Source organism: Salinivibrio proteolyticus, assembly GCF_001996165.1.
GTDB lineage: Bacteria > Pseudomonadota > Gammaproteobacteria > Enterobacterales > Vibrionaceae > Salinivibrio > Salinivibrio proteolyticus.
Map to the genome: position 1 here is coordinate 14,623 of NZ_MUFP01000012.1, position 21,995 is coordinate 36,617.

Annotated in this window: 23 protein-coding genes; 13 read left to right on the plus strand and 10 right to left on the minus strand. The window is 49.5% G+C overall.

The features are described from left to right. Nucleotides 1–111 precede the first annotated feature (111 nt). On the plus strand, nt 112–738 hold the full coding sequence (upp, locus tag BZJ19_RS10310; RefSeq protein ID WP_069587458.1) for a uracil phosphoribosyltransferase: 627 nt from the start codon (nt 112–114) through the stop codon (nt 736–738). An 85-nt stretch (nt 739–823) separates the two neighbouring features. Here the strand turns inward: upp and dxs are convergent, their stop codons facing one another. The 3 genes from dxs to xseB are packed head-to-tail and all read right to left on the minus strand — an operon-like array spanning nt 824 to nt 3,869. Then, nucleotides 824–2,704: a 1-deoxy-D-xylulose-5-phosphate synthase gene (gene dxs, locus BZJ19_RS10315; RefSeq protein WP_077661868.1), complete on the minus strand. Its 1,881-nt coding sequence runs from the start codon at nt 2,702–2,704 to the stop codon at nt 824–826. Nucleotides 2,705–2,731: 27 nt separating this feature from the next. Beyond that, nucleotides 2,732–3,631 carry a (2E,6E)-farnesyl diphosphate synthase gene (gene ispA / locus BZJ19_RS10320; RefSeq protein WP_077675578.1) on the minus strand — a complete coding sequence of 300 codons (900 nt, stop codon included), beginning with the start codon at nt 3,629–3,631 and terminating at the stop codon, nt 2,732–2,734. After that, nucleotides 3,624–3,869 (minus strand): exodeoxyribonuclease VII small subunit, encoded by a 246-nt coding sequence (gene xseB, locus BZJ19_RS10325; protein WP_069587455.1) that lies wholly within the window; start codon nt 3,867–3,869, stop codon nt 3,624–3,626. Before xseB ends, ispA begins: the two co-directional genes overlap by 8 nt. A 222-nt stretch (nt 3,870–4,091) precedes the next feature. Between xseB and pomA the strand changes: the two genes are divergently transcribed. From pomA to thiI, 3 genes are all read left to right on the plus strand, one after another. Then, a complete protein-coding gene (gene pomA, locus BZJ19_RS10330; RefSeq protein WP_077479427.1) occupies nt 4,092–4,853 on the plus strand; it encodes a flagellar motor protein PomA in 762 nt (253 codons plus the stop codon). 43 nt (nt 4,854–4,896) lie between these two features. Continuing rightward, nucleotides 4,897–5,832: a flagellar motor protein MotB gene (locus BZJ19_RS10335; protein ID WP_077675579.1), complete on the plus strand. Its 936-nt coding sequence runs from the start codon at nt 4,897–4,899 to the stop codon at nt 5,830–5,832. 157 nt (nt 5,833–5,989) lie between these two features. After that, nucleotides 5,990–7,438 (plus strand): tRNA uracil 4-sulfurtransferase ThiI, encoded by a 1,449-nt coding sequence (gene thiI / locus BZJ19_RS10340; RefSeq protein WP_077675580.1) that lies wholly within the window; start codon nt 5,990–5,992, stop codon nt 7,436–7,438. 55 nt (nt 7,439–7,493) lie between these two features. Here the strand turns inward: thiI and BZJ19_RS10345 are convergent, their stop codons facing one another. The 7 genes from BZJ19_RS10345 to BZJ19_RS10375 form a co-directional block, all read right to left on the minus strand. Further along, the gene (locus BZJ19_RS10345; RefSeq protein ID WP_077479424.1) at nt 7,494–8,096 is read right to left on the minus strand and encodes a DJ-1 family glyoxalase III; all 603 of its coding nucleotides are present in this window, start codon (nt 8,094–8,096) and stop codon (nt 7,494–7,496) included. Nucleotides 8,097–8,098: 2 nt separating this feature from the next. Next, nucleotides 8,099–8,986, minus strand: coding sequence for a 2-dehydropantoate 2-reductase (locus BZJ19_RS10350; RefSeq protein WP_077675581.1), 888 nt, complete (start codon nt 8,984–8,986; stop codon nt 8,099–8,101). 109 nt (nt 8,987–9,095) lie between these two features. Next, the gene (locus tag BZJ19_RS10355; protein ID WP_077479422.1) at nt 9,096–9,911 is read right to left on the minus strand and encodes a nucleoside-specific channel-forming Tsx family protein; all 816 of its coding nucleotides are present in this window, start codon (nt 9,909–9,911) and stop codon (nt 9,096–9,098) included. A 215-nt stretch (nt 9,912–10,126) separates the two neighbouring features. Then, nucleotides 10,127–11,518 (minus strand): AmpG family muropeptide MFS transporter, encoded by a 1,392-nt coding sequence (locus BZJ19_RS10360; protein ID WP_077675582.1) that lies wholly within the window; start codon nt 11,516–11,518, stop codon nt 10,127–10,129. Nucleotides 11,519–11,539: 21 nt separating this feature from the next. Continuing rightward, the gene (locus tag BZJ19_RS10365) at nt 11,540–12,100 is read right to left on the minus strand and encodes a peptidylprolyl isomerase (protein ID WP_077675583.1); all 561 of its coding nucleotides are present in this window, start codon (nt 12,098–12,100) and stop codon (nt 11,540–11,542) included. A gap of 2 nt (nt 12,101–12,102) precedes the next feature. Beyond that, a complete protein-coding gene (locus tag BZJ19_RS10370) occupies nt 12,103–12,672 on the minus strand; it encodes a YajG family lipoprotein (RefSeq protein WP_077675584.1) in 570 nt (189 codons plus the stop codon). Between the two features lie 19 nt (nt 12,673–12,691). Then, on the minus strand, nt 12,692–13,831 hold the full coding sequence (locus BZJ19_RS10375; RefSeq protein WP_077675585.1) for a methyltransferase: 1,140 nt from the start codon (nt 13,829–13,831) through the stop codon (nt 12,692–12,694). 181 nt (nt 13,832–14,012) lie between these two features. On the opposite strand from BZJ19_RS10375, the gene bolA reads away from it, so the two are divergent. The 9 genes from bolA to nqrM all read left to right on the plus strand — a co-directional run bounded on the left by bolA (nt 14,013) and on the right by nqrM (nt 21,946). After that, nucleotides 14,013–14,321 carry a transcriptional regulator BolA gene (gene bolA, locus BZJ19_RS10380; protein WP_077675586.1) on the plus strand — a complete coding sequence of 103 codons (309 nt, stop codon included), beginning with the start codon at nt 14,013–14,015 and terminating at the stop codon, nt 14,319–14,321. A gap of 410 nt (nt 14,322–14,731) precedes the next feature. Then, on the plus strand, nt 14,732–16,072 hold the full coding sequence (locus BZJ19_RS10385; protein ID WP_077455571.1) for a Na(+)-translocating NADH-quinone reductase subunit A: 1,341 nt from the start codon (nt 14,732–14,734) through the stop codon (nt 16,070–16,072). 3 nt (nt 16,073–16,075) lie between these two features. After that, a complete protein-coding gene (locus BZJ19_RS10390; protein ID WP_077675587.1) occupies nt 16,076–17,317 on the plus strand; it encodes an NADH:ubiquinone reductase (Na(+)-transporting) subunit B in 1,242 nt (413 codons plus the stop codon). After that, nucleotides 17,307–18,110: a Na(+)-translocating NADH-quinone reductase subunit C gene (locus BZJ19_RS10395; protein ID WP_077455572.1), complete on the plus strand. Its 804-nt coding sequence runs from the start codon at nt 17,307–17,309 to the stop codon at nt 18,108–18,110. Before BZJ19_RS10390 ends, BZJ19_RS10395 begins: the two co-directional genes overlap by 11 nt. Beyond that, on the plus strand, nt 18,103–18,735 hold the full coding sequence (locus BZJ19_RS10400; protein WP_069587440.1) for an NADH:ubiquinone reductase (Na(+)-transporting) subunit D: 633 nt from the start codon (nt 18,103–18,105) through the stop codon (nt 18,733–18,735). Before BZJ19_RS10395 ends, BZJ19_RS10400 begins: the two co-directional genes overlap by 8 nt. A gap of 6 nt (nt 18,736–18,741) precedes the next feature. Beyond that, nucleotides 18,742–19,338, plus strand: a complete 597-nt coding sequence (nqrE, locus tag BZJ19_RS10405; protein ID WP_069587439.1) for an NADH:ubiquinone reductase (Na(+)-transporting) subunit E — start codon at nt 18,742–18,744, stop codon at nt 19,336–19,338. A 31-nt stretch (nt 19,339–19,369) separates the two neighbouring features. Then, nucleotides 19,370–20,593 carry an NADH:ubiquinone reductase (Na(+)-transporting) subunit F gene (gene nqrF / locus BZJ19_RS10410; protein WP_077675588.1) on the plus strand — a complete coding sequence of 408 codons (1,224 nt, stop codon included), beginning with the start codon at nt 19,370–19,372 and terminating at the stop codon, nt 20,591–20,593. A gap of 84 nt (nt 20,594–20,677) precedes the next feature. Further along, the gene (locus tag BZJ19_RS10415) at nt 20,678–21,694 is read left to right on the plus strand and encodes an FAD:protein FMN transferase (RefSeq protein ID WP_077675589.1); all 1,017 of its coding nucleotides are present in this window, start codon (nt 20,678–20,680) and stop codon (nt 21,692–21,694) included. A gap of 30 nt (nt 21,695–21,724) precedes the next feature. After that, nucleotides 21,725–21,946, plus strand: a complete 222-nt coding sequence (gene nqrM / locus BZJ19_RS10420) for a (Na+)-NQR maturation NqrM (protein ID WP_069587436.1) — start codon at nt 21,725–21,727, stop codon at nt 21,944–21,946. Nucleotides 21,947–21,995 lie beyond the last annotated feature (49 nt).

A 21,995-nucleotide genomic window follows, 5' to 3' on the forward strand; every position in this document is an offset into this window, starting at 1 on the left:
TTGCGTAAGCTGTTTGATGAGGAAATAAGCGAGATGTCAAGCCTTTGATCTACGCTAGCAAAACCCTTTCGTGTATACTACCGAGAATTTGTTTTTTGTAAGGAGTCTAAGATGAAGGTCGTGGAAGTCGGGCACCCGTTAGTGAAGCATAAAATTGGATTGATGCGTGAGCGGGATATTAGCACTAAGCGATTTCGTGAGCTTGCCACTGAAGTGGGTAGCCTACTGACATACGAAGCCACTTCAGACTTCGAAACAGAAAAAGTGACCATCGAAGGTTGGGACGGCCCAGTCAGCGTTGATCAAATCAAAGGTAAAAAAGTCACCGTGGTGCCTATTTTGCGTGCAGGGCTTGGTATGATGGACGGTGTGCTAGAGCATGTACCAAGTGCCCGTATCAGTGTGGTCGGCATTTACCGTGATGAAGAAACGCTAGAGCCTGTACCGTATTTCCACAAGTTGGCGAGTAATATCGACGAGCGCATGGCGCTGGTGGTCGATCCTATGCTGGCAACTGGCGGTTCGATGATTGCCACTATCGATTTGCTCAAAGAGCAAGGTTGTCAGCACATCAAAGTGTTGGTGTTAGTGTCTGCTCCTGAGGGTATTGAAGCTTTGAAAAAAGCGCATCCGGATGTCGAGCTCTATACTGCTGCTATCGATGAAAAGCTGAATGACAAAGGCTACATCGTCCCTGGCCTAGGTGATGCCGGCGATAAAATCTTCGGTACCAAGTAATCGTCTTCATCGCCAGATTATGGCGTAATAACGGATCAAAAAGCCCGCTTAGTATCGCGGGCTTTTTTAGTCTAAATGTTCCGTCTTATAAAGACAGGCCTATTTTATCGAGGTAAGCACGTACTTGCGCTTCGATCCCCTCACCATCTAATTGCAGCTCAGCATGCAATTCTTGTTGAGTGCCTTGTGGAATAAAGCGATCGGGCAAGCCAATTTGCAATACCGGCTTGATGACACCTTGCGTCATTAAGCTTTCAATCACACCGGTTCCCGCTCCGCCAGCGGTGGCGTTTTCTTCAATAGTGACGAGGCAATCATGCGTTTTCGCCATTTCTGCCACTAAATCGGTATCCAGAGGTTTGGCAAAGCGCATATCTACCACGGTTGCATCAAGCGCTTCTGCTGCCGCGAGGGCGCCGGGCAGCAGAGTACCAAAGTTAAGTAGCGCAACGCGCTTACCTTGGCGTTTTTGCACGCCTTTACCGATAGGGAGTGCATGCATATCGCGTTCAATATCAACGCCCATGCCTCCCCCGCGCGGGTAGCGAACCGCGGCCGGGCCCTGATGAATATGACCGGTATAGAGCATTTGCCGGCATTCGTTCTCGTCGCTTGGCGTCATCACCAATAGATTCGGGATGCATCTTAGGTAGCTTAAATCAAATGCCCCTTGGTGCGTTTGGCCGTCGGCGCCCACGATGCCACCGCGGTCGATCGCGAATAATACCGGCAAGTTCATAATGGCGACATCATGGATCAGCTGATCGTACGCACGCTGTAAGAAGGTGGAGTAGATAGCCACCACAGGGTTGTACTCACCAATTGCCATACCTGCCGCTAGAGTGACGGCATGTTGTTCGGCTATCGCAACATCGAAGTATTTGTCAGGATGCGCCTTGGAAAAGCGCACCATACCAGAGCCTTCGCGCATCGCCGGGGTAATGGCTAGCAGTTTGTCGTCTTGCTCGGCCATATCACACAACCAGTCACCAAAGACATTGGAAAATGTCGGGCTGGCCGGTTTTGATTTCGGTAGGGTATGTACGCTTGGATCGAATTTAGGAACGGCGTGATAACCAATCGGATCTTTCTCCGCAGGCGCGTAGCCTTTGCCTTTTTTTGTCATCACGTGCAAGAACTGCGGCCCTTTCAGATTACGCATGTTCTTTAGCGTTTTAACCAGCTCTTCCACGTCATGACCATCGATTGGGCCTATATAGTTAAAGCCGAGCTCCTCAAACATGGTCCCCGGAACAACCATCCCCTTGAGGTGCTCTTCAGCGCGACGGACCAGCTCTTTAATTGGCGGTGCGCCCGACAGAACTTTTTTGCCCCCTTCTCGGATGGTGGTATACAAATTACCAGAAAGAAGCTGCGCCAGATGATTGTTGAGGGCACCAACATTCTCTGAAATCGACATTTCGTTGTCGTTGAGGATCACCAGCATGTCGGGTTTCACGTCCCCAGCATGGTTCATCGCCTCAAATGCCATCCCCGCGGTGATGGCTCCGTCTCCAATCACACTAACGACTTTGCGGTTTTTCCCTTCTTTTTCGGCACAAATAGCCATTCCCAATGCGGCGCTAATTGATGTGGAGGAGTGGCCTACCGACAACACATCGTAGGGGCTTTCATCGCGCCACGGGAAGGGATGCAATCCGCCCTTTTTGCGAATCGTCGGCATTTTTTCGCGCCGACCCGTCAAAATTTTATGTGGGTAGGCTTGGTGACCGACATCCCAAACAAGGTGATCAAAAGGGGTGTTATAGACATAGTGGAGTGCGACAGTCAGCTCGACAGTGCCAAGTCCAGACGCAAAATGACCACTTGAGTGGCTGACCGTATTAAGTAAGTAGGTACGCAGCTCATCACACAGTTCAGGAAGGTGATCACGCGGAATGGTGCGTAACTCTTCCGGCGTATCAGCCAACGCGAGTGTAGGGTACTTTGATATATCCAGTGTCATAGTGGTTCGGCGCTTTTATTGGTAATGCTAGTTGTTGCGCTCGATGATATATCGGGCAAAAACTTCCAGTTGTTCGGTATTGTAGGGGATCGCATGCAGCGCGTGTAGCGCTTCTTGGTAAAGTTGCTGTGCTTTTTCTTGCGCGCCCTGTAAACCGAGTAGCGCAGGGTAGGTACTTTTATCCGCGCTCATGTCCGATCCCTGCGGTTTCCCCAATGTTTGGGTATCGCTTGTGATATCTAAAATGTCATCTTGCACTTGAAACGCGAGGCCAATGGCGTTGGCAAAGGTATCTAGCTCGTCAAGGTGCATTACTCCTTTCTCGCCGGCGGCATAAGCCCCCAGTCTTACCGCGCCTCGAATTAATGCCCCTGTTTTGTTACGGTGGATTTGTTTTAACGCCTCTAACCCGACGTGTTGGCCTTCAGCAGCGAGATCGAGCGCTTGACCCAGACACATTCCACTGGCGCCACTGGCGTTTGCAAGCGTTCTGATCATGTCGATACGGTAAGACTCAGCGTTTGGATTGAGTGACCCTTCGGATAACACCGTAAACGCCAAAGTTTGCAAGGCATCCCCGGCGAGAATGGCGGTCGCTTCATCAAACTCGATATGGCAGGTAGGTTGACCTCGTCGCAGACTATCATCATCCATGGCGGGCAAATCATCGTGGATCAGAGAGTACGCGTGAATGCACTCTACCGCCACAGCGGGCGTGTCCAAGTCAGTGATAGGTACGCCAAACAATTGTCCGGTAGCATAGGTCAAGAAAGGACGAACGCGTTTGCCACCGAGTAGTAAGCCGTGGCGCATTGCTTTAATAAGCGGTAAATCTTGGTGAGAGAGTGTGTCTAGCCAACGCGATAGCTGTTGGTTGCTGCGGTGTTGAGTCTCCCGCAGCGCGAGCTGTACAACGGAATCAGTCATTGTCGTCGTGCGAAAATTCAGTCAGTGGCGCGTCATCATCTTGAGAAAGCAGAATCTCAACGCGCTGTTCGGCATCTGCTAAGGTTTTTTGTCCTTGGCGCGCAAGCGCAATACCACGCTCAAAGCGCTTCATTGCCGTATCAAGGGCGAGATCGCCAGTCTCTAAAGCACCGACGATCGCATCCAACTCTTTGAGGGTGTCCTCAAAGGTCATATTTTCTGGTTTCTTCACAGCCATGATGCAATAAAATTAGAGAAGGAGGGGCAGACGTTAACCCAGCGCTGACAGGGGGTCAAATTCATCAGACGATTTTTGTGTCCCAAACGCCGCTTTGCAAATCACGCATTCTGCTTGTTGGTATTTGCGGATTTGCGCTAAACCTATAGGATTGGTTGCCGATACAACCAAAGACAACAAAAACAAATAATAACGAACCGATGTAATCTAAGGGAGACTGACGTGGATATAGCGACGCTCATCGGCATTATAGGCTCGTTCGCATTCGTCATTATGGCCATGCTGTTGGGCGGCACCATGAACATGTATTTCGACGTGCCGTCCGTACTGATTGTTATCGGGGGCAGTCTTTTCGTGGTGTTGACCAAATACACCATGGGGCAGTTTTTTGCTTGCTTTAAGATTGCAGGCAAGGCGTTCATGTTTAAGTCGGATGACCCGGAAGACTTGATTGCAAAGATTATTGAAATGGCAGATGCCGCCCGTAAAGGCGGCTTTTTGGCGTTGGAAGAGATGGAAGTCAGTAACTCGTTTATGCAAAAAGGGGTTGATTTGCTGGTGGATGGGCATGATGCGGATGTGGTGCGGGCCACTTTGCAAAAAGACATCAACCTAACCGAAGAGCGGCACGACCACGGGATCAGTTTTTACGCGGCGTTAGCCGATGTTGCTCCGGCAATGGGGATGATCGGGACCTTGATTGGTCTGGTGGCGATGCTCTCTAATATGGATGACCCGAAAGCCATAGGTCCCGCGATGGCCGTGGCCTTGTTGACCACTATGTACGGCGCCATGCTCGCCAACATGGTCGCAACACCTATCGCTAACAAGCTCGCGTTGCGTAAAGGGCAAGAAAAACTGAATCGGCGCTTAATTATGGATGGCTTATTGGCCATTCAGGATGGGCAAAACCCACGTGTTATCGACGGATTTTTGAAAAACTACCTCAACGAGAGCAAACGTGAAGTGGATGTTGATAATTAAGCATTGGCCGCTCACGCCAGTGATCCGTGGGTAAGGAGTCTAGATGGCACAACAAGAAGAAGAGGAATGCAAATGTCCACCGCCTGGCTTGCCGCCGTGGATGGGGACGTTCGCTGACCTGATGTCACTGCTGATGTGCTTTTTCGTACTTTTGCTGTCCTTTTCTGAGATGGACGTTTTGAAGTTTAAGCAGATAGCAGGGTCGATGAAGTTTGCCTTCGGGGTACAAAATGTTTTGGAAGTCAAAGACATTCCGAAAGGCACCAGTGTGATTGCGCAAGAGTTCCGTCCGGGGCGACCAGAGCCGACCCCTATTGAAGTGATCATGCAGCAAACCATCGACATGACCCAACGAACACTCAATTTCCAAGAAGGGGAGTCGGACCGCTCAGGAGGCTCACAACGCACTGCGTCGGATATGGAGGGAGGCACCAGTGCACAGGTTGCTTCTCAACTGGAGCAGCAACAAAGTCAGCAGCAAATGGAACAGTTGCAAAAAATGATTGTGCAGGCGTTAGAACGTGAAATCGAAGAAGGGGCCGTTGAAGTTGAAAACTTGGGTCAACAACTGGTGATCCGTATTCGTGAGAAAGGCGCGTTTCCGCAGAATTCAGCCTTTTTGCAACCTAAATTCCGCCCCATGGTACGTCAAATTGCGGAACTGGTGAAAGATGTGCCCGGTGAAATCAAAGTGTCAGGCCACACGGACAGCACACCTTTGGAATCGGAGCTATACCGCTCCAACTGGGATTTATCCGCGCAGCGTGCGGTATCGGTGGCACAAGAAATGGAAGAGGTGCCCGGCTTCAACCACTTGCGTATGAAAGTGGAAGGGCTGGCGGATACTCAGCCGCGAGCGCCGAATAACTCGCCAGATAACCGTGCTGCCAATCGCCGTGTGGAAATTGCTGTGATCCAAGGAAAACCCAGTTTTTCGGATGAAATATMGGCCGACAACGCGGCTGCACCTACCCCATAAGCTAGATTCAGCTAGATTCTGACCGTAATGGACTGATTAAAAACGTTTATTACGGTCAGATTTTTCACTTTTGCTCAGACACAACAATGCCCGGTTTCAGCTAGGGCGTGGTTATTGTATAATCCGCGACCTTGTTTCCAGCTGTATCGAACCGGTTATGAAGTTTATCGTTAAAATTCACCCTGAGGTGATCATAAAAAGTGAGTCTGTCAGAAAGCGTTTTACTAAAATCCTCGAATGCAATATTCGTAATATTTTAAAGCGTCGGACAGATAATACGGCAGTATATAACCGTAGGGATCACATTGAGGTGACGTTAAAACAACCAAACGAACGTCAGCTTGTACTGGATGTGTTAACCAACACACCTGGCGTGCAGACGGTGCTTGAGGTTGAGCAAACATTATTTAACGATTTACACCATATCTATGAGCTCACCCTTGCGGGCGTTCGTCATCAAATCGAAGGCAAAACCTTTTGCGTACGCGCTAAACGCCGTGGAAAGCATGACTTTACCTCGATTGATGTGGAACGCTACGTGGGGGGAGGATTAAACCAAGCCGTTCCTACCGCCAGCGTACAGCYGAAAAAGCCTGATGTCACCGTAATGATGGAAGTGGACCACGATAAGCTGAACTTGGTGAAGCACCGTCACACCGGCTTGGGTGGCTTCCCACTCGGCACGCAAGAAGATGTGCTGAGCCTGATCTCCGGAGGATTCGACTCAGGGGTGTCTAGCTACCTGCATATTAAGCGCGGTAGCAAGGTTCATTATTGCTTCTTCAACTTAGGCGGCAAAACCCATGAAACGGGTGTGCAGCAGGTATCGCACTTCTTGTGGAACAAGTTTGGCTCGTCGGCGAAAGTGAAATTTATTTCTATCGACTTTGAGCCGGTTGTCGCTAGTATCCTCGAAAACATCGATGATGGTCAGATGGGAGTCGTGCTAAAGCGGATGTTTATGCGTGCGGCGAGCATGGTTGCCGAGCGTTTCGGTATTCAAGCTCTGGTCACCGGCGAAGCATTGGGACAAGTCTCGAGCCAAACCCTGACCAATTTACGTATGATTGATAACGTGACGGACACGTTAATCTTGCGTCCGCTGATCAACTGGGATAAAGAAGACATAATCCAGACAGCCCGTAAAATCGGCACTGAAGACTTCGCTAAAACCATGCCTGAATTCTGTGGTGTGATTTCGAAAAGCCCGACGATCAAAGCCGAGAAAGCCAAACTTGAGTCCGAGGAAGCGAAATTTGACTTTGCGTTACTGGAGCAAGTGGTTAACAATGCCTCGGTGATGGATATTCGCGATATCGAGAAACTCAGCCAGGAAAAGGCCCCCGAGGTTGAACTGGTTAACGAGGCCGAGCAAGGCGCGATTGTCATTGATATTCGCAGCAGTGATGAAGAAGAGGAAAAGCCACTGAACATCGACGGCACTGACGTTGTTCATATTCCTTTCTTTAAATTAGCGACCCGCTTTGGCGACCTAGACCAAAGCAAAACCTACTTGCTGTACTGTGAGCGTGGTGTGATGAGCCGCCTTCAAGCGCTGTATCTAAAAGACATGGGCTTTGAAAATGTCAAAGTCTATCGCGGCTAATCGCGATAAAACACGATTTAAGCAAAGAAAAACAGGCAGCCTTGCTGCCTGTTTTTTATTCGGCGAATTTTTTCTCGTACTGCAAGTTTGGGAGGGGAACCATAGGCTCGGCAACCTGCCAAGCCAGTGCTTTCCCTGCCAAGACGTGAACAATCTCAATGGCAAATTCGAGCGCAGAGCCCGGGCCTTGGCTGGTGATCAACTTGTGATCATAATCAGTCATCACACGGCGACGACTGCGCCATTGCTCTGGGATCTGATCGCTAACACTGGGGTGGCAACTGATATGAGAGGTGGGGTAAAGCTGGTGGCGCTGCAAGACAAGCGCGGGAGCCGCGCAGATAGCCGCGACCCATGCATGGTCACTTTGCTGTTGTTTGATAATTTCTGTCACGATCGCGCTATCGCCTAAACACTGCGCCCCGTCAATGCCCCCGGGTAAAATGACGCAATCAAACGGCTGGTCGGCCACACTCGCCAAAGGTGCATCGCACACTAATTGTACGCCACGAGAACAGGTCAAAGTGAGTGAACCTTCAGGGTCGGCGCTGGCAACGGTGACACAAAAACCAGCCCGCTTCATCACATCAATGGCGGTGACGGTTTCCATTTCCTCGCTGCCGGGTGCCACGCATACTAAGACGTTAATCGGTTTCATGATTATCCTTTTTGTACCTCACGTTGCTTCACGGCGTCATACAGCGCCTGATGAGTAGGCACCTTAATCTGATGATGTGCCGCTCGAGCCAGTAAATAGCCTGTGATCTGTTCAAGCTCTGTCTTTCTGCCATGATAGCAGTCGCGATTCATTGATGAGTAGTTATTTGCGGTGGCGCGTGCCACTGTCAGTGCTTGTGTTTTTAGCTGTTCGGCATGGGTAGCGATTCCGTCAGCCTGCATTACACTGGCAAGTTCTTGGCAAAGTAACTGGATGGTGTCTTGGTAATTTGCAGATAACAATGCTCCGTTATTCACTTGATGAATCGCCGTGAGTGGATTGATCACACAATTAACCGCCAATTTATGCCATAGCTGATGGGTAATTGCTTCGTGCCAGTGCACTGGCGATAAGGCATGCTCCAACACCTCGGCGACAAAGGCACACTGTTGACCTGCCTGATTTGCCGCGCCGATGTAAGTCTCTCCGTGGCCGGTATGCTGATAGCTCCCTTGAGAGGGGCTAAAGACGCCGTGTGACGTGGTGGCGAGCAATAAAGGTTGCGACGGGCTCACTAGCGTGTTGATATGCGCATGCGGTCCCATCCCATTGTGCATTAAGACGATAATTGTATCGGGATGAAGCTGCTCGATGAGAGGTTGCAAGGCATGCATGACGTCATAAGCCTTGGTACACACCATTAATAGATCGCAATCGGTAATGGCTTGTGGCTGGTTAGCGGGGACCGTCACGGTATGGCTGTCGAGTACCAATTGCCGACACACTTCCGTGCCTTTGCGGGTGATCAGCTGCACGCGATGACCGGCTTGCACTAATTGGGTTGCCCACAAAGTACCAATTGCGCCTGCACCGATAAAAGTTATGTTCATGACAAGCTCAGAGCGGTTAAAAGTGCATAGTTTATCACGAGGCAGGAGCAAGACAGAGAAACAAGTTGGGGAGAAAAAAAAGCGCCGACCGAGAGGCCGGTGCAGTCAGTTAGAACTTGTAGGTGGCGCTTAGGTAGTGGGAAATACCTGAGCTTTCCGTTGTGCCACCATCTTCAATCAAGTAGACATCGTTATAGGCTTTAAGGCCATAACCGAGGGCGTAGTTGTCTGAGTGCCAATATAGGCCGTTAAACATCGCGCCGCCGTGGGTCGCTTGGCTGTTGCCTTTGAAAGTGTCATCGGCACCGAACTGGTAATCGATATAGCCTTGATAAGATAGGAAGCTACCATTGTCAAAGAAGTGGAAAGGCTTAAACCAGTTGGTCGAGAATTGGTAACCGTTCCAGTCTTTTTTGTTGATGTCATACAAACCGTAAAGGTTCATGCCTACTTTGCCAAACCAAGGCAGTTCAACATCTGCACCGACACCCCAGAACGAGTTGTTAGTGTCACTATCGCCACCACCCCAGTTAAACAGAGTTGAAAAGTAGACTTCTTGTACAGGGCCAAACGACAAGTCTTGTCCGGTGATGCCGTCAATTGAGAAGCGTGGTGCTAGCTTCATAAAGGCTTTAGGCGCGCCTTTTTTATTGTTGTTATCGCTATCGCTTTCGGCAAGGTCGAAGATGTCCACATAGCCATAGAGATCAACCACGCCCTTACGGCCGCCAAATTCCATCTCGAGGTAATTATGATCCTTATCGGTGTCAGTACCGAACTGAGGTTTCTCGTTGATGGCATACATGGCGTTAAACTGAAGCCATTTATGATCGTTTTTATAGATATCGTCTGAGTAATCAGCCGCGTTGGCGATAGGTGCGGCGCTAGCTGCCATGACGGCAAGTGCGAGTAGGGACTTTTTCATGGTGACTGCCTCTGCTTAAGTGTGTAACCGTTGAGTTCAATGGAGGCAGTATATTGATTAAGTTCACCATAAAGAATGTAACAAATGTAGACATGAATTTTAGATGTGACTGAAGATGACATGTATCCGATTACATGTCATTTTTATGTGATCTTAATTACAAATTAATGGGTTGCGGAGCGCAATTTTTTGCACTCCGCTGTGATGGGGAAGCGCTAGTCCTGCCGGGTTTTTAGGCATTGTCCAGAAGGTGCGTCATGGTGCGATGATTCTTTTCTAAAATGTCTGCCAATATAGATCAGCATGACTAGACCTGGGATCACCATTAATGAGGTTATTACGAAAAATGTTGACCAGCTGTCCAGCCAGTCCACCATCATACCGCTGAACGATGCAAGAGAGGTGCGGCCAAGGTTACCCAACGATGCAAGCAGTGCATACTGGGTGGCGGAAAAAGCTCGACCAGTTAAGAAGGTCAGGAAAGAGACAAAGGCAATGGTGGCGAAAGCCGAGGTAAAATTATCCACCAGGATCGCGCCTAGCAGCAGGTGCTCGTCTGGCCCCACCACGGCAAGCCAAGCAAACATCAAATTACTGGAGGCCATAGCTATACCGCCAATAAACAGGCCTTTTATCACCCCAAAGCGCAAGTTAATGTAGCTACCGATTAAGGTGTACACCACCGTCAGCCCCCAACCAATGAGTTTGGAATAGTAGCCAATTTGCTCATTGCTAAAGCCAACGTCTTTATAAAAGACAATCGACATGCGGCCCAAAAAGGCTTCGCCAATCTTAAAGAGGAAAACAAACAGCAGAATGGCTAACGCAACTTGTACACCATTGCGGCGGAAAAACTCGGCAAAAGGTTCAAACACAGTGACTGCTAACCAAGTACGTGCACTGCTGTATCCTTTTCCCAGATAATAACGGGTCGCCGCATCTTGGCGTTGGTCGCGGTCACTGGCAGGCTCCTTTACGTACAAGGTAGCCAGCAACATTAAGCCTACGAAACCTGCCATAATCACATACACCTGATTCCAACCGATGGCGTCAGCGTTGATAAAACCGATGTAACCGGGCACGGAATACCCCGTCCACCATCCTATGACCGACATGGCTGAAGCAAGTGGGAATTTATCGGTTTCATGCTCAGCAAAATTATCAATGCGAAAGGCATCAATGGCGACATCTTGGGTGGCAGAAGCTAGTGCAATCGCAAAAATGAGCGATGAAAGCACCACAGTAGTCACCCAAGGATCGATGGCCGTCAAGCCGTGTAAATTAAGTTGAGATAAGGCTAAGGTTGCGATCAGAATCAGCGCTTGGGTGAGCAATATCCAACTGCGGCGCTGTCCGAAGCGCTCATTAAGCATGGGAACTTTGAGTCTATCGATTAAAGGCGCCCAGAGAAAGTTCATCGCATATAGCACAAACACCGAGCCGAATAGACCAATCGCCGTGCGAGAGAGCCCTTCATCCGCGAGCCAGCCGTTTAAGTTGGAGCCGATTAACACCCAAGGAAAGCCGCTACAACAGCCCATCAAGAACACGTAAAGGAGTCGGCGGTCGGCATAGGGCGCAAGCGCCCCTTTAAGATTAGATAACATGATCGCAAGCCTGCCTGTCAGCTACTGAGAAGATATTCGAGAGATGCTATTTATCACAATGGGTTGTTGTGGTACGTCTTGCATCCGCTTGCTTGGGATCGTCACGGTTGATCGAGATGAAATGTTTTGCACCGTGACAAAGCCTTCAACTACACGACCAAAAACGGTGTAGCCAAGCTTGTTGGGCGTGGCGTCTAGAAAGCCGTTATCATTGATATTAATGTAAAATTGACGCGTGGCCGAATCGGGGTCATTGGTTCTGGCCATCGAAATTGTGGCGCGCCGGTTACTTAAGCCATTGGTGGATTCGTTATCAACCGTGTCATATACCGGCAGGCGTTCAAGGTCTTTATCAAACCCGCCACCTTGTACTACGAACCCCGGGATCACGCGATGAAATATAGAGCCAACATAGCTGCCATCATCAACATAACGGAGAAAATTAGCCACGGTTTTGGGCGCTTTTTGCTCATCAAGACYGAGCGTAAATGCGCCGAGCGTTGTATCCACCTTCACCAACACTTCCGCTTGCGCTGGCAATGCAGCCAACGCAAGCATGCACATCATGCAGAAGGTACGCATGATTAAAAGTGCTCTTTCATGTGCTTAAGCAACTGCTCGTCGTTGGCAATATCTTGCAGCACCGCCTCAAGCAAGTTGTTTAGGGCCATTTCGATATCATCAGGCGATGCGCTGCTGATCCCTTCTTGGGTTGATTTGCCAGTGTAACGCTTCACGAAGCGACCATCAGGAGATTCAGCGACCAGCTGAAGCTGGACCGATGCTTCCATATTGTGCTTAAACACTGTGTGTTTTACACGCACGAGGGCATCAAGAATATCGAGGCGCAGTGTTCCCGGACCATTCGCTACCACACGGAAGCCTTGCGAAGAAAGTTGGCGAGAAAGGGTATCTTCTAAGACAACGCGCAGATTCTGGCTAGCATGCAGTGGCTTTACGTTAGAGCGACCACTGTCAATGACAGCTACAAACTGGGCGGTACGCAGATCACGGCTTTTCACGACCACGGGCAAGTTATTCACTTGCTGTTGGTTTGAGGTGGCGGGTTTGGGCGCGATAGTTAGTTGCGGATCACGCGGCGATGAACAGCCTGCTATGATAAGCACGGCAGCGGCAACGAGCAGTTTTTTCATTGTGTTCAGCATCCTTTACTTAATGTTGGGCGTGTACTGCCTGAAGAATAACGAATTTTTTATTCGACGCAATGACGGAGACATTACCAAAAAGGCGTTTTAACTTAGCATGATAGCCGAGATGTCGGTTTCCGATGACTAAAAGGCGGCCATGATTGGTCAGAACACGTTTTGCGTCACAAAACATTTGCCAAGCAATATGATCGGTAATGGCTTGTTGTTGATGGAATGGCGGATTACACATCACCAAGTCCACATCATGGTGTGCAAACTCGCTGAGACAATCCCGCGCTTCACACTGAAAGCGCGTGGGCGCAATGTGATGCGCTAAAAGGTTACGTTGCGCCGATGCGACCGCCATATGGCTTTCGTCAACCGCATGAATAAAGGCATTTGGATTGTTTCGAGCCGCTTGCAAGGCAAGCACACCATTACCACACCCTAAATCGACAATCCTTTTTAATTCGGGTTCACTCGGAATGTGCGGTAACATCAAATACGCCGCAATATCCAGTTTTTGTGCAGAGAATACATTGGGGAAATTCGCCAGTGTCATGGCGTAATCAGGCACATCAAACGTATGTAACTGGTCGATTAACTCGGGTTTGTCGTCACGCGGCGTACAAAATACTAAGCGTGCTTTTTTCTTCGCCAGTGAGGTCACTGTGTTGCCGAGCTGGCGCTCAAATTGGGTTAACGTCGAGGTGTGAATCTCTTTGGCCTTCGCCGCGGCGATGACGGGGATGGATGAATCGGTGATCGCGGCAAGTTGCTGTAATTGCCATGACAACATACGTGTGCTTTTCGGGATCCGTAATAGCACCACATCGACGCGCTCTGGCAGCGGCTCTAGGCTGGCTAATTGGACGACGCTAGGCAGAGCATTTGCGGCTAAATTCTGGACAGTCGCTCGTTGTGCCACCACAGAATCACTGACTTGAATCGTGTCATAGCCTTGTTGTGACGCCCAGCAGCTTAGCGCGCCAAAGTGATCATTGATGATCAACACACGCGCACCGGCCGGTAATGACAACTCAGCCACGTGCTCAATCAAGTATTCGTCGGCTGCATCGAACGCTTGCAGCGTTTCGTTTTTACGTCGGGGGTAACGGTGGAGTATTAATGGCTGGCCCGCAGGCGTCGTCATTTCAGTCTTCATCGGAGTTTTTGCGTCGCGCTAGATAAAGTGGGTATATTGTCGCACTCAGCCAGAGACTGCAATTTAAAACGTGGCGTCATCTCTGGTGTTGAAAGCTCACGCCACCGCGAAAGTCGCAAAATCATCAATAGCATCTACACTGAGAGCACCAGTGCTCCCCGTGTAAAATGTGGGAAGCAAAATGAAAATACAAACACAGATCACCGAGAAGCTCGAACAGGCCTTTTCGCCTAGCTTTCTGGATGTGCGTAATGAAAGCTTTATGCATAACGTGCCAGAAGGGTCAGAGAGCCACTTTAAAGTCGTGGTGGTATCAGATGCATTTGACGGTCAGCGTTTGATTCAACGTCACCGTGCAGTGAACGCCACCTTATCTGATGAACTGGCCCATCATATTCATGCATTGGCGATCCACACTTACACGCCGCAAGAGTGGGCGTCACAAGCGCAAGCGCCAGACTCACCTGCTTGTCGCGGTGGGGGAAAATAACGTCAGCGCTGATGTTGAGTTTTCACGTTGTGGCAACAAATTCTTACATAAATATGAGCGGCTCGGTGAGTGGTAATTGCGTAGGGCTTTAGTTTCATCAGCACAGGCGCCCATTCACATTGCCTGCTAAGGTGAACAAAAAAACAGCAGTGAAACTGTGACCTTACAGCGAGTATTGTTTGTACAGGTATGGATAATTGCCACGCTCCAGTGACAATACCCATAGAATCAACGCTGGGGTTAGTGATAGAATACGGCGCTTAAAGACTAACCTAGGCTACCTTTGTGTAACGATTTGGTTAGCAGGATGTTGCGACGGTGGGCCGTCATGGCCGCCAAACAGTCGAAAGTCGTGTCTTTAACTGCGCAATAACAGAATTCTTTTTCCCGTTAATGTAGTGCAAGTGCGTATGATTACAATAAAAAAGGGTTTGGATATCCCTATTGCCGGGACTCCTACTCAGGTGATAAATGACGGCCCAGCCGTCAAGAAAGTCGCCTTGCTTGGCGAAGAGTACGTTGGAATGCGCCCCACCATGCACGCGCGTGTGGGTGATGTAGTGAAAAAAGGTCAGATTCTTTTTGAAGATAAGAAGAATCCGGGCGTTAAATTCACTGCACCAGCAGCTGGTAAAGTGGTTGAAGTTAACCGCGGTGCCAAGCGTGTTCTTCAGTCTGTCGTCATTGAAGTCGATGGAAACGAGCAAGTCACGTTTAATAAATATGAAGCCTCACAGTTGGCATCGCTAGATCGCCAAGCCATTGTTGACCAACTGGTCGAGTCTGGCATGTGGACAGCGCTTCGTACTCGTCCTTTTAGCAAGTCGCCTGCGGTTGATGCCGTACCGGAAGCTATCTTTGTCAATGCCATGGACACCAATCCGCTTGCTGCGGATCCGAAAGTGATCATTGATGAGCAAAAAGAGGCTTTCGTTGCTGGCCTAGATGTGGTTTCTCGCCTTACCGAAAAAACGGTATTCGTTTGTAAAGCAGACGTAGAGTTACCGACTAGCAAGCAATCAAACGTTGAGCAGCATGTCTTTGCTGGTCCTCACCCAGCTGGTCTTGTCGGTACCCATATCCACCACTTGCGCTCAGCAAGTATGGAAAAAATGGTATGGCACCTGAACTATCAAGACGTCATTGCATTTGGCCATTTCTTCCTGACCGGTGAAATCAACACCGATCGCGTGGTTGCCTTAGCAGGCCCTATGGTCAATAAGCCACGTTTGGTGCGCACTCAACTGGGCGCTAACCTTGATGAGTTGACGGACGGTGAGCTGATGGCTGGCGAGAGCCGCATTATCTCAGGCTCTGTACTCTCGGGCACCAAAGCGACTGGTCCTCATGCGTATCTTGGCCGTTTCCATCTGCAAGTGTCTGTATTACGCGAAGGTAATGAGAAAGAGCTGTTCGGTTGGTTATCACCGGGCAAAAACCGCTTCTCTGTAACTCGTGCGTACCTTGGCCACCTGTTTAAAGGCCAACTTTTCAATATGACCACCTCGACCAACGGTAGTGATCGTTCCATGGTGCCAATCGGTAACTATGAGCGAGTAATGCCGCTGGATATCGAGCCGACTATGCTGCTGCGTGATATCTGTGCCGGTGATACAGATAGTATGCAACAGTTAGGCGCGCTGGAGTTAGATCCTGAGGATTTGGCACTTTGTACATTTGTCTGCCCTGGCAAGTACGAATTTGGCCCAATGCTCCGCGAGAGCCTGGAAAAAATTGAGAAGGAAGGGTAACAGATGAGCCTGAAAAACTTTTTAGAGCAAATCGAGCCACACTTTGAGCCAGGCGGTAAACACGAGAAGTGGTTTGCCCTGTATGAAGCGGTCGCGACCATTTTGTACACGCCAGGCATGGTGACCAAAGCTGGCGCTCACGTGCGTGACAGCATCGATTTGAAACGCATCATGATCATGGTGTGGTTTGCTGTGTTCCCCGCAATGTTCTGGGGTATGTACAACACAGGTAACCAAGCCATTATGGGCCTGAACCATTTATATGAAGGCGCGCAGCTTGCGCAAATCATTGAAGGGAACTGGCACTATTGGCTGACTGAGGCGATTGCGGGGCCGCTTGCGAGTGCAGGTTGGGGTACCAAAATGGTCTTGGGTGCCACCTACTTCCTGCCTATTTATGCCACCGTGTTCATCGTGGGTGGTGTCTGGGAAGTACTGTTCTGTATTATCCGTAAGCACGAAGTGAACGAAGGTTTCTTCGTGACCTCGATTCTTTTTGCACTAATCGTTCCGCCAACGCTGCCATTGTGGCAAGCCGCTTTGGGTATCACCTTTGGTGTGGTGGTTGCAAAAGAAATCTTTGGTGGTACAGGCCGTAACTTCTTGAACCCTGCGTTGGCTGGCCGTGCATTCTTGTTCTTCGCCTATCCTGCTCAAATCTCTGGTGATTTGGTATGGACTGCTGCGGATGGCTTCTCGGGTGCGACTGCACTGAGTCAATGGTCAACCGGCGGTGAAATGGCGCTGATGCACAACGTGACCGGTCAAACCATGACATGGATGGATGCCTTTATTGGTAACATCCCAGGCTCAATGGGTGAAGTATCGACGCTTGCCATCTTGATTGGTGGTGCGGCGCTGGTTTACATGCGCATCGCTTCATGGCGAATCATCTTGGGAACCTTCCTCGGTATGGTAGCCGCGGCAACCTTGTTCAATGTGATTGGCTCTGATTCCAATCCAATGTTTAGCATGCCTGCTCATTGGCACCTTGTACTGGGTGGTTTTGCGTTCGGTATGATGTTCATGGCGACGGATCCAGTCTCTGCTGCGTTCACCAATAAAGCAAAATGGTGGTACGGCATTTTGATTGGTGCGATGGCCGTGATTATTCGCGTGGTTAACCCGGCATACCCAGAAGGAATGATGCTGGCGATCTTGTTCGCGAACCTGTTTGCACCACTGTTCGATAACCTGGTGATTCAGGGCAACATCAAACGGAGACTGGCTCGTAATGGCAAGTAGTAACGATAGTATTAAAAAGACGCTGCTCGTTGTTATCGCATTGAGCTTGGTGTGCTCGATTGTGGTGTCTGGTGCAGCAGTAGCGCTACGTCCTTTGCAACAAATTAATGCAAAGCTAGACGTACAGAAAAACATCCTTTCGGTGGCTGGTATTGATGTCACGGGTGGCAAAAGTGCGATCAATGATGCTTACAACAAGTACATTGAAACCCGCTTGGTCAGCCTAGACGACGGTGAATTTGTTAGCCCTGAGACGGTCAACGTTGAATCCGCAGCGGATTATGATCAGCGTGCAGCGGCCAATGACCCGGCCTTGTCGAAAAAGCTGAGTGGCGATGAAAACATTGCCGATATCGGTCGTCGTCCTGACGTCGCTAAGGTGTACTTAGTCAAAGACGAGGCAGGTCAAACTCAGCGTTTGATTTTGCCCGTCAATGGCTCCGGTCTTTGGAGCATGATGTACGCATTCGTAGCGGTAGAACCCGACGGTAATACAGTTGCTGACATCGTTTACTACGAGCAAGGTGAAACACCAGGGCTAGGTGGTGAAGTTGAAAACCCGAAATGGCGCGCGCAGTGGGATGGCAAAAAGCTATTCAACGAGCAGGGCGAGCCAGCGATTCGCATCGTTAAAGGCGGCGCTCCTCAAGGTAGTGAGCACGGTATCGATGCATTGTCGGGTGCGACCCTAACCAGTAATGGTGTTCAGAACCAGTTTAACTTCTGGCTAAGTGACATGGGCTTTGGTCCATTCCTAGCAAAAGTTCGCGAGGGAGGCCTGATCGATGGCTGAAGCTAAAGAACTGAAGAAAAACCTTCTGTCACCGGTACTGGACAATAACCCGATTGCCTTACAGGTCCTCGGTGTTTGTTCGGCCTTGGCGGTGACCACACAGATGCAAACGGCATTTGTAATGACGTTGGCGGTGATGTTCGTAACGGCGATGTCAAACCTGTGTGTTTCTTTGATCCGTAACCACATTCCTAACAGCGTACGTATCATCGTTCAGATGGCGATCATCGCGTCGTTGGTAATCGTGGTTGACCAAACATTGAAAGCGTTCGTGTACGACATTTCTAAGCAGCTGTCCGTATTCGTTGGTCTTATCATTACCAACTGTATCGTGATGGGTCGTGCTGAGGCGTATGCGATGAAGTCGTCGCCATTGCCATCATTTATTGACGGTATTGGTAACTCACTGGGCTACGGTTTTGTGCTGATGACAGTCGCATTTTTCCGCGAGCTACTGGGCTCTGGCTCAGTGTTTGGTGTGTCTATTCTACCTGTGGTTAATGAAGGGGGTTGGTATCAGCCAAACGGTTTGATGCTTCTGGCCCCATCAGCATTCTTCCTCATCGGCTTTTTGATTTGGATTGTGCGTACCTTCAAACCTGAACAAGTTGAAGCGAAGGAGTAATAGCACATGGAACATTATTTGAGCCTGCTAGTGCGCTCTATCTTCATCGAGAACATGGCGCTGGCATTCTTCCTTGGTATGTGTACCTTTTTGGCCGTATCCAAGAAAGTAAAAACCGCATTTGGTCTGGGTGTGGCCGTGGTTGTGGTACTGACCATCTCAGTGCCGGTTAACAACTTGGTTTACAACTTGGTTCTGCGTGAAGACGCGCTGGTGAAAGGCGTCGATTTGAGTTTCTTGAACTTTGTTACCTTCATCGGCGTTATCGCGGCGTTGGTACAGATTCTTGAGATGGTACTCGACCGCTTCTTCCCGCCGCTTTACAACGCGCTGGGTATCTTTCTGCCGCTTATTACGGTGAACTGTGCCATCTTCGGTGGCGTATCATTCATGGTTCAGCGTGATTACAACTTCGCAGAGTCAGTGGTTTACGGCTTCGGTTCTGGGGTGGGCTGGATGCTAGCCATCGTCGCCCTAGCGGGTATCCGTGAGAAAATGAAATATTCAGACGTGCCGCCAGCACTGCGTGGTTTGGGGATCACCTTTATCACAGTTGGTTTGATGGCATTGGGCTTTATGTCTTTCTCTGGTGTGCAACTGTAAGCCGGGTAAACTGCGAGAAAAGGAATAGTCAATGGACATTATTCTTGGTGTAGTGATGTTTACTCTGATTGTACTGGCGCTGGTATTGGTGATTTTGTTCGCCAAGTCCAAGCTGGTACCAACCGGTGACGTCACAATTGATATCAATAACGATCCTGAAAAGGCGATCGTTACTCAGCCAGGCGGTAAACTGCTTGGTGCACTGGCCGGTGCTGGTGTGTTTGTTTCTTCTGCCTGTGGTGGTGGAGGTTCATGTGGCCAGTGCCGAGTAAAAATCAAAGAAGGTGGCGGTGATATTCTGCCAACCGAGCTTGATCACATCACCAAAGGTGAAGCACGTGAAGGTGAACGTCTGTCATGTCAGGTTGCTGTAAAGCAAGACATGAAGATCGAATTGCCAGAAGAAATTTTTGGCGTGAAGAAGTGGGATTGTGAAGTTATTTCTAACGACAACAAAGCCACGTTCATCAAAGAGCTGAAGCTGCGTATACCTGACGGTGAGTCTGTACCTTTCCGTGCAGGTGGTTATATTCAAATTGAAGCGCCACCGCACCACATTAAGTACTCAGACTTTGATATTCCTGAGGAATACCGTGAAGACTGGGAGAAGTTCAACTTGTTCCGCTATGAGTCAAAAGTGGATGAAGAAATCATCCGTGCTTACTCAATGGCGAACTACCCTGAAGAAGAAGGCATCATCATGCTGAACGTGCGTGTGGCAACGCCACCACCACGTAACCCTGATGTGCCACCAGGCCAAATGTCGTCTTACATTTGGTCACTGAAGCCGGGTGATAAGTGTACGATCTCAGGGCCGTTCGGTGAGTTCTTCGCGAAAGATACCGACGCTGAAATGGTCTTTATCGGCGGTGGTGCCGGTATGGCACCAATGCGCTCGCATATCTTTGACCAACTTAAACGTCTGAACTCAGATCGTAAGATCACCTTCTGGTACGGTGCACGTTCTAAGCGTGAAATGTTCTACGTTGAAGATTTCGATATGCTTCAAGAGCAGAACGATAACTTCAAGTGGTACTGCGCACTGTCAGACCCACTACCAGAAGATAACTGGGATGGTTACACAGGCTTTATCCATAACGTGCTTTATGAGAACTACCTCAAAGATCATGAAGCGCCAGAAGACTGTGAATACTACATGTGTGGTCCACCAATGATGAACGCAGCCGTTATCGGTATGCTGAAAGACTTAGGTGTTGAAGACGAAAACATCCTTCTGGATGACTTCGGCGGCTAAGATCACAACGTGTGACTTACCTTTTAATGGCTGGCCTTTGGGTCAGCCATTTTACGTATCAACCTCGCGTCGAAGGACACCCATATGAAGAAGTTTTGGTTAGGCTGTGTGGCAACGCTGACACTGCTCGTGGCTTTGGTCGGTTGTGAGCGTTCACCTGAGCTGGTCCATCTTAATGGCAGTACAATGGGCACGTATTACTCCATTAAGTACATTGCAACGGAAAACACGCCCGAGAAGGCTGTTATCCAAAAAGAAATCGATAAGCGTTTGGAGCTGGTGAATGACCAGATGTCGACGTATCGAGACGATTCGGAGCTGAGCCGTTTCAATCAACACCGAGCTGACTCTCCTGTTGAAGTGTCTGATGCGACGGCGAAAGTGGTGAAAGAAGCGATGCGTCTTAACGCGTTCACCGACGGCGCGTTAGATGTCACGGTTGGACCGTTAGTGAACCTTTGGAGCTTTGGCCCTGAAAAACGCCCAGAGAACATTCCGACCGACGAAGAAATCGCCCAGCGTATGGCGATGACGGGGTTAGAGAGCCTGTCTTTATCGGGCAATCAGTTGACCAAAACTAATCCTGACCTTTATGTTGACTTGTCAACGATCGCTAAAGGGTATGGAGTGGATGTGGTCGCTGAGTATCTGGCGTCACTTGGTCTCGATAACTATTTGGTTGAGATTGGTGGTGAGTTACAATTAAAGGGTGTGAACCAAGATGGCATACCTTGGCGCATTGCAATTGAAAAGCCCAGTGCCGGCACACAGTCGGTGCAAGAGATTATTGAGCCTGGGGATATGGCGGTTGCTACCTCAGGGGATTATCGCAATTACTTTGAGCATGATGGGGTACGCTATTCGCACATTATTGATCCAGCAACAGGACGACCGATTCATCATCGCTTAGTGTCTGTTACTGTGTTGGACCCGTCTTGTATGACGGCGGATGGTTTGGCGACAGGCTTTATGGTACTTGGACCAGAGAAAGCCGTTGCATTGGCAAATCAAGCCAATATTCCTGCCTTTATGGTAGTGAAAACGGATGACGGTTTTAAAGAAATCGCATCCGAGGCGTTTAAGCCTTATTTAAAGCGTTAAATACGCAATAACGATAGTAGGTGAGCAATTATGTCAGTATTTCTTATCACCTTTGCTGTTTTTGTACTTGTGATTGCAGGGATGGCGATCGGCTACATCGTACAGCAAAAAACCATCAGTGGGAGCTGTGGTGGCCTAGGCGCAATCGGTATTGAAAAAGAATGCGACTGCCCAGAGCCGTGTGATGCACGTAAAAAGCGAGAAGCGCGTGCAGAGAAAACCCGTGAGTGGAAGAAAAACCAAATCATCTAGCCGATGCCTGACGTTATCAGGTGGACAGTAGATAGCCACCAGTGAGTCA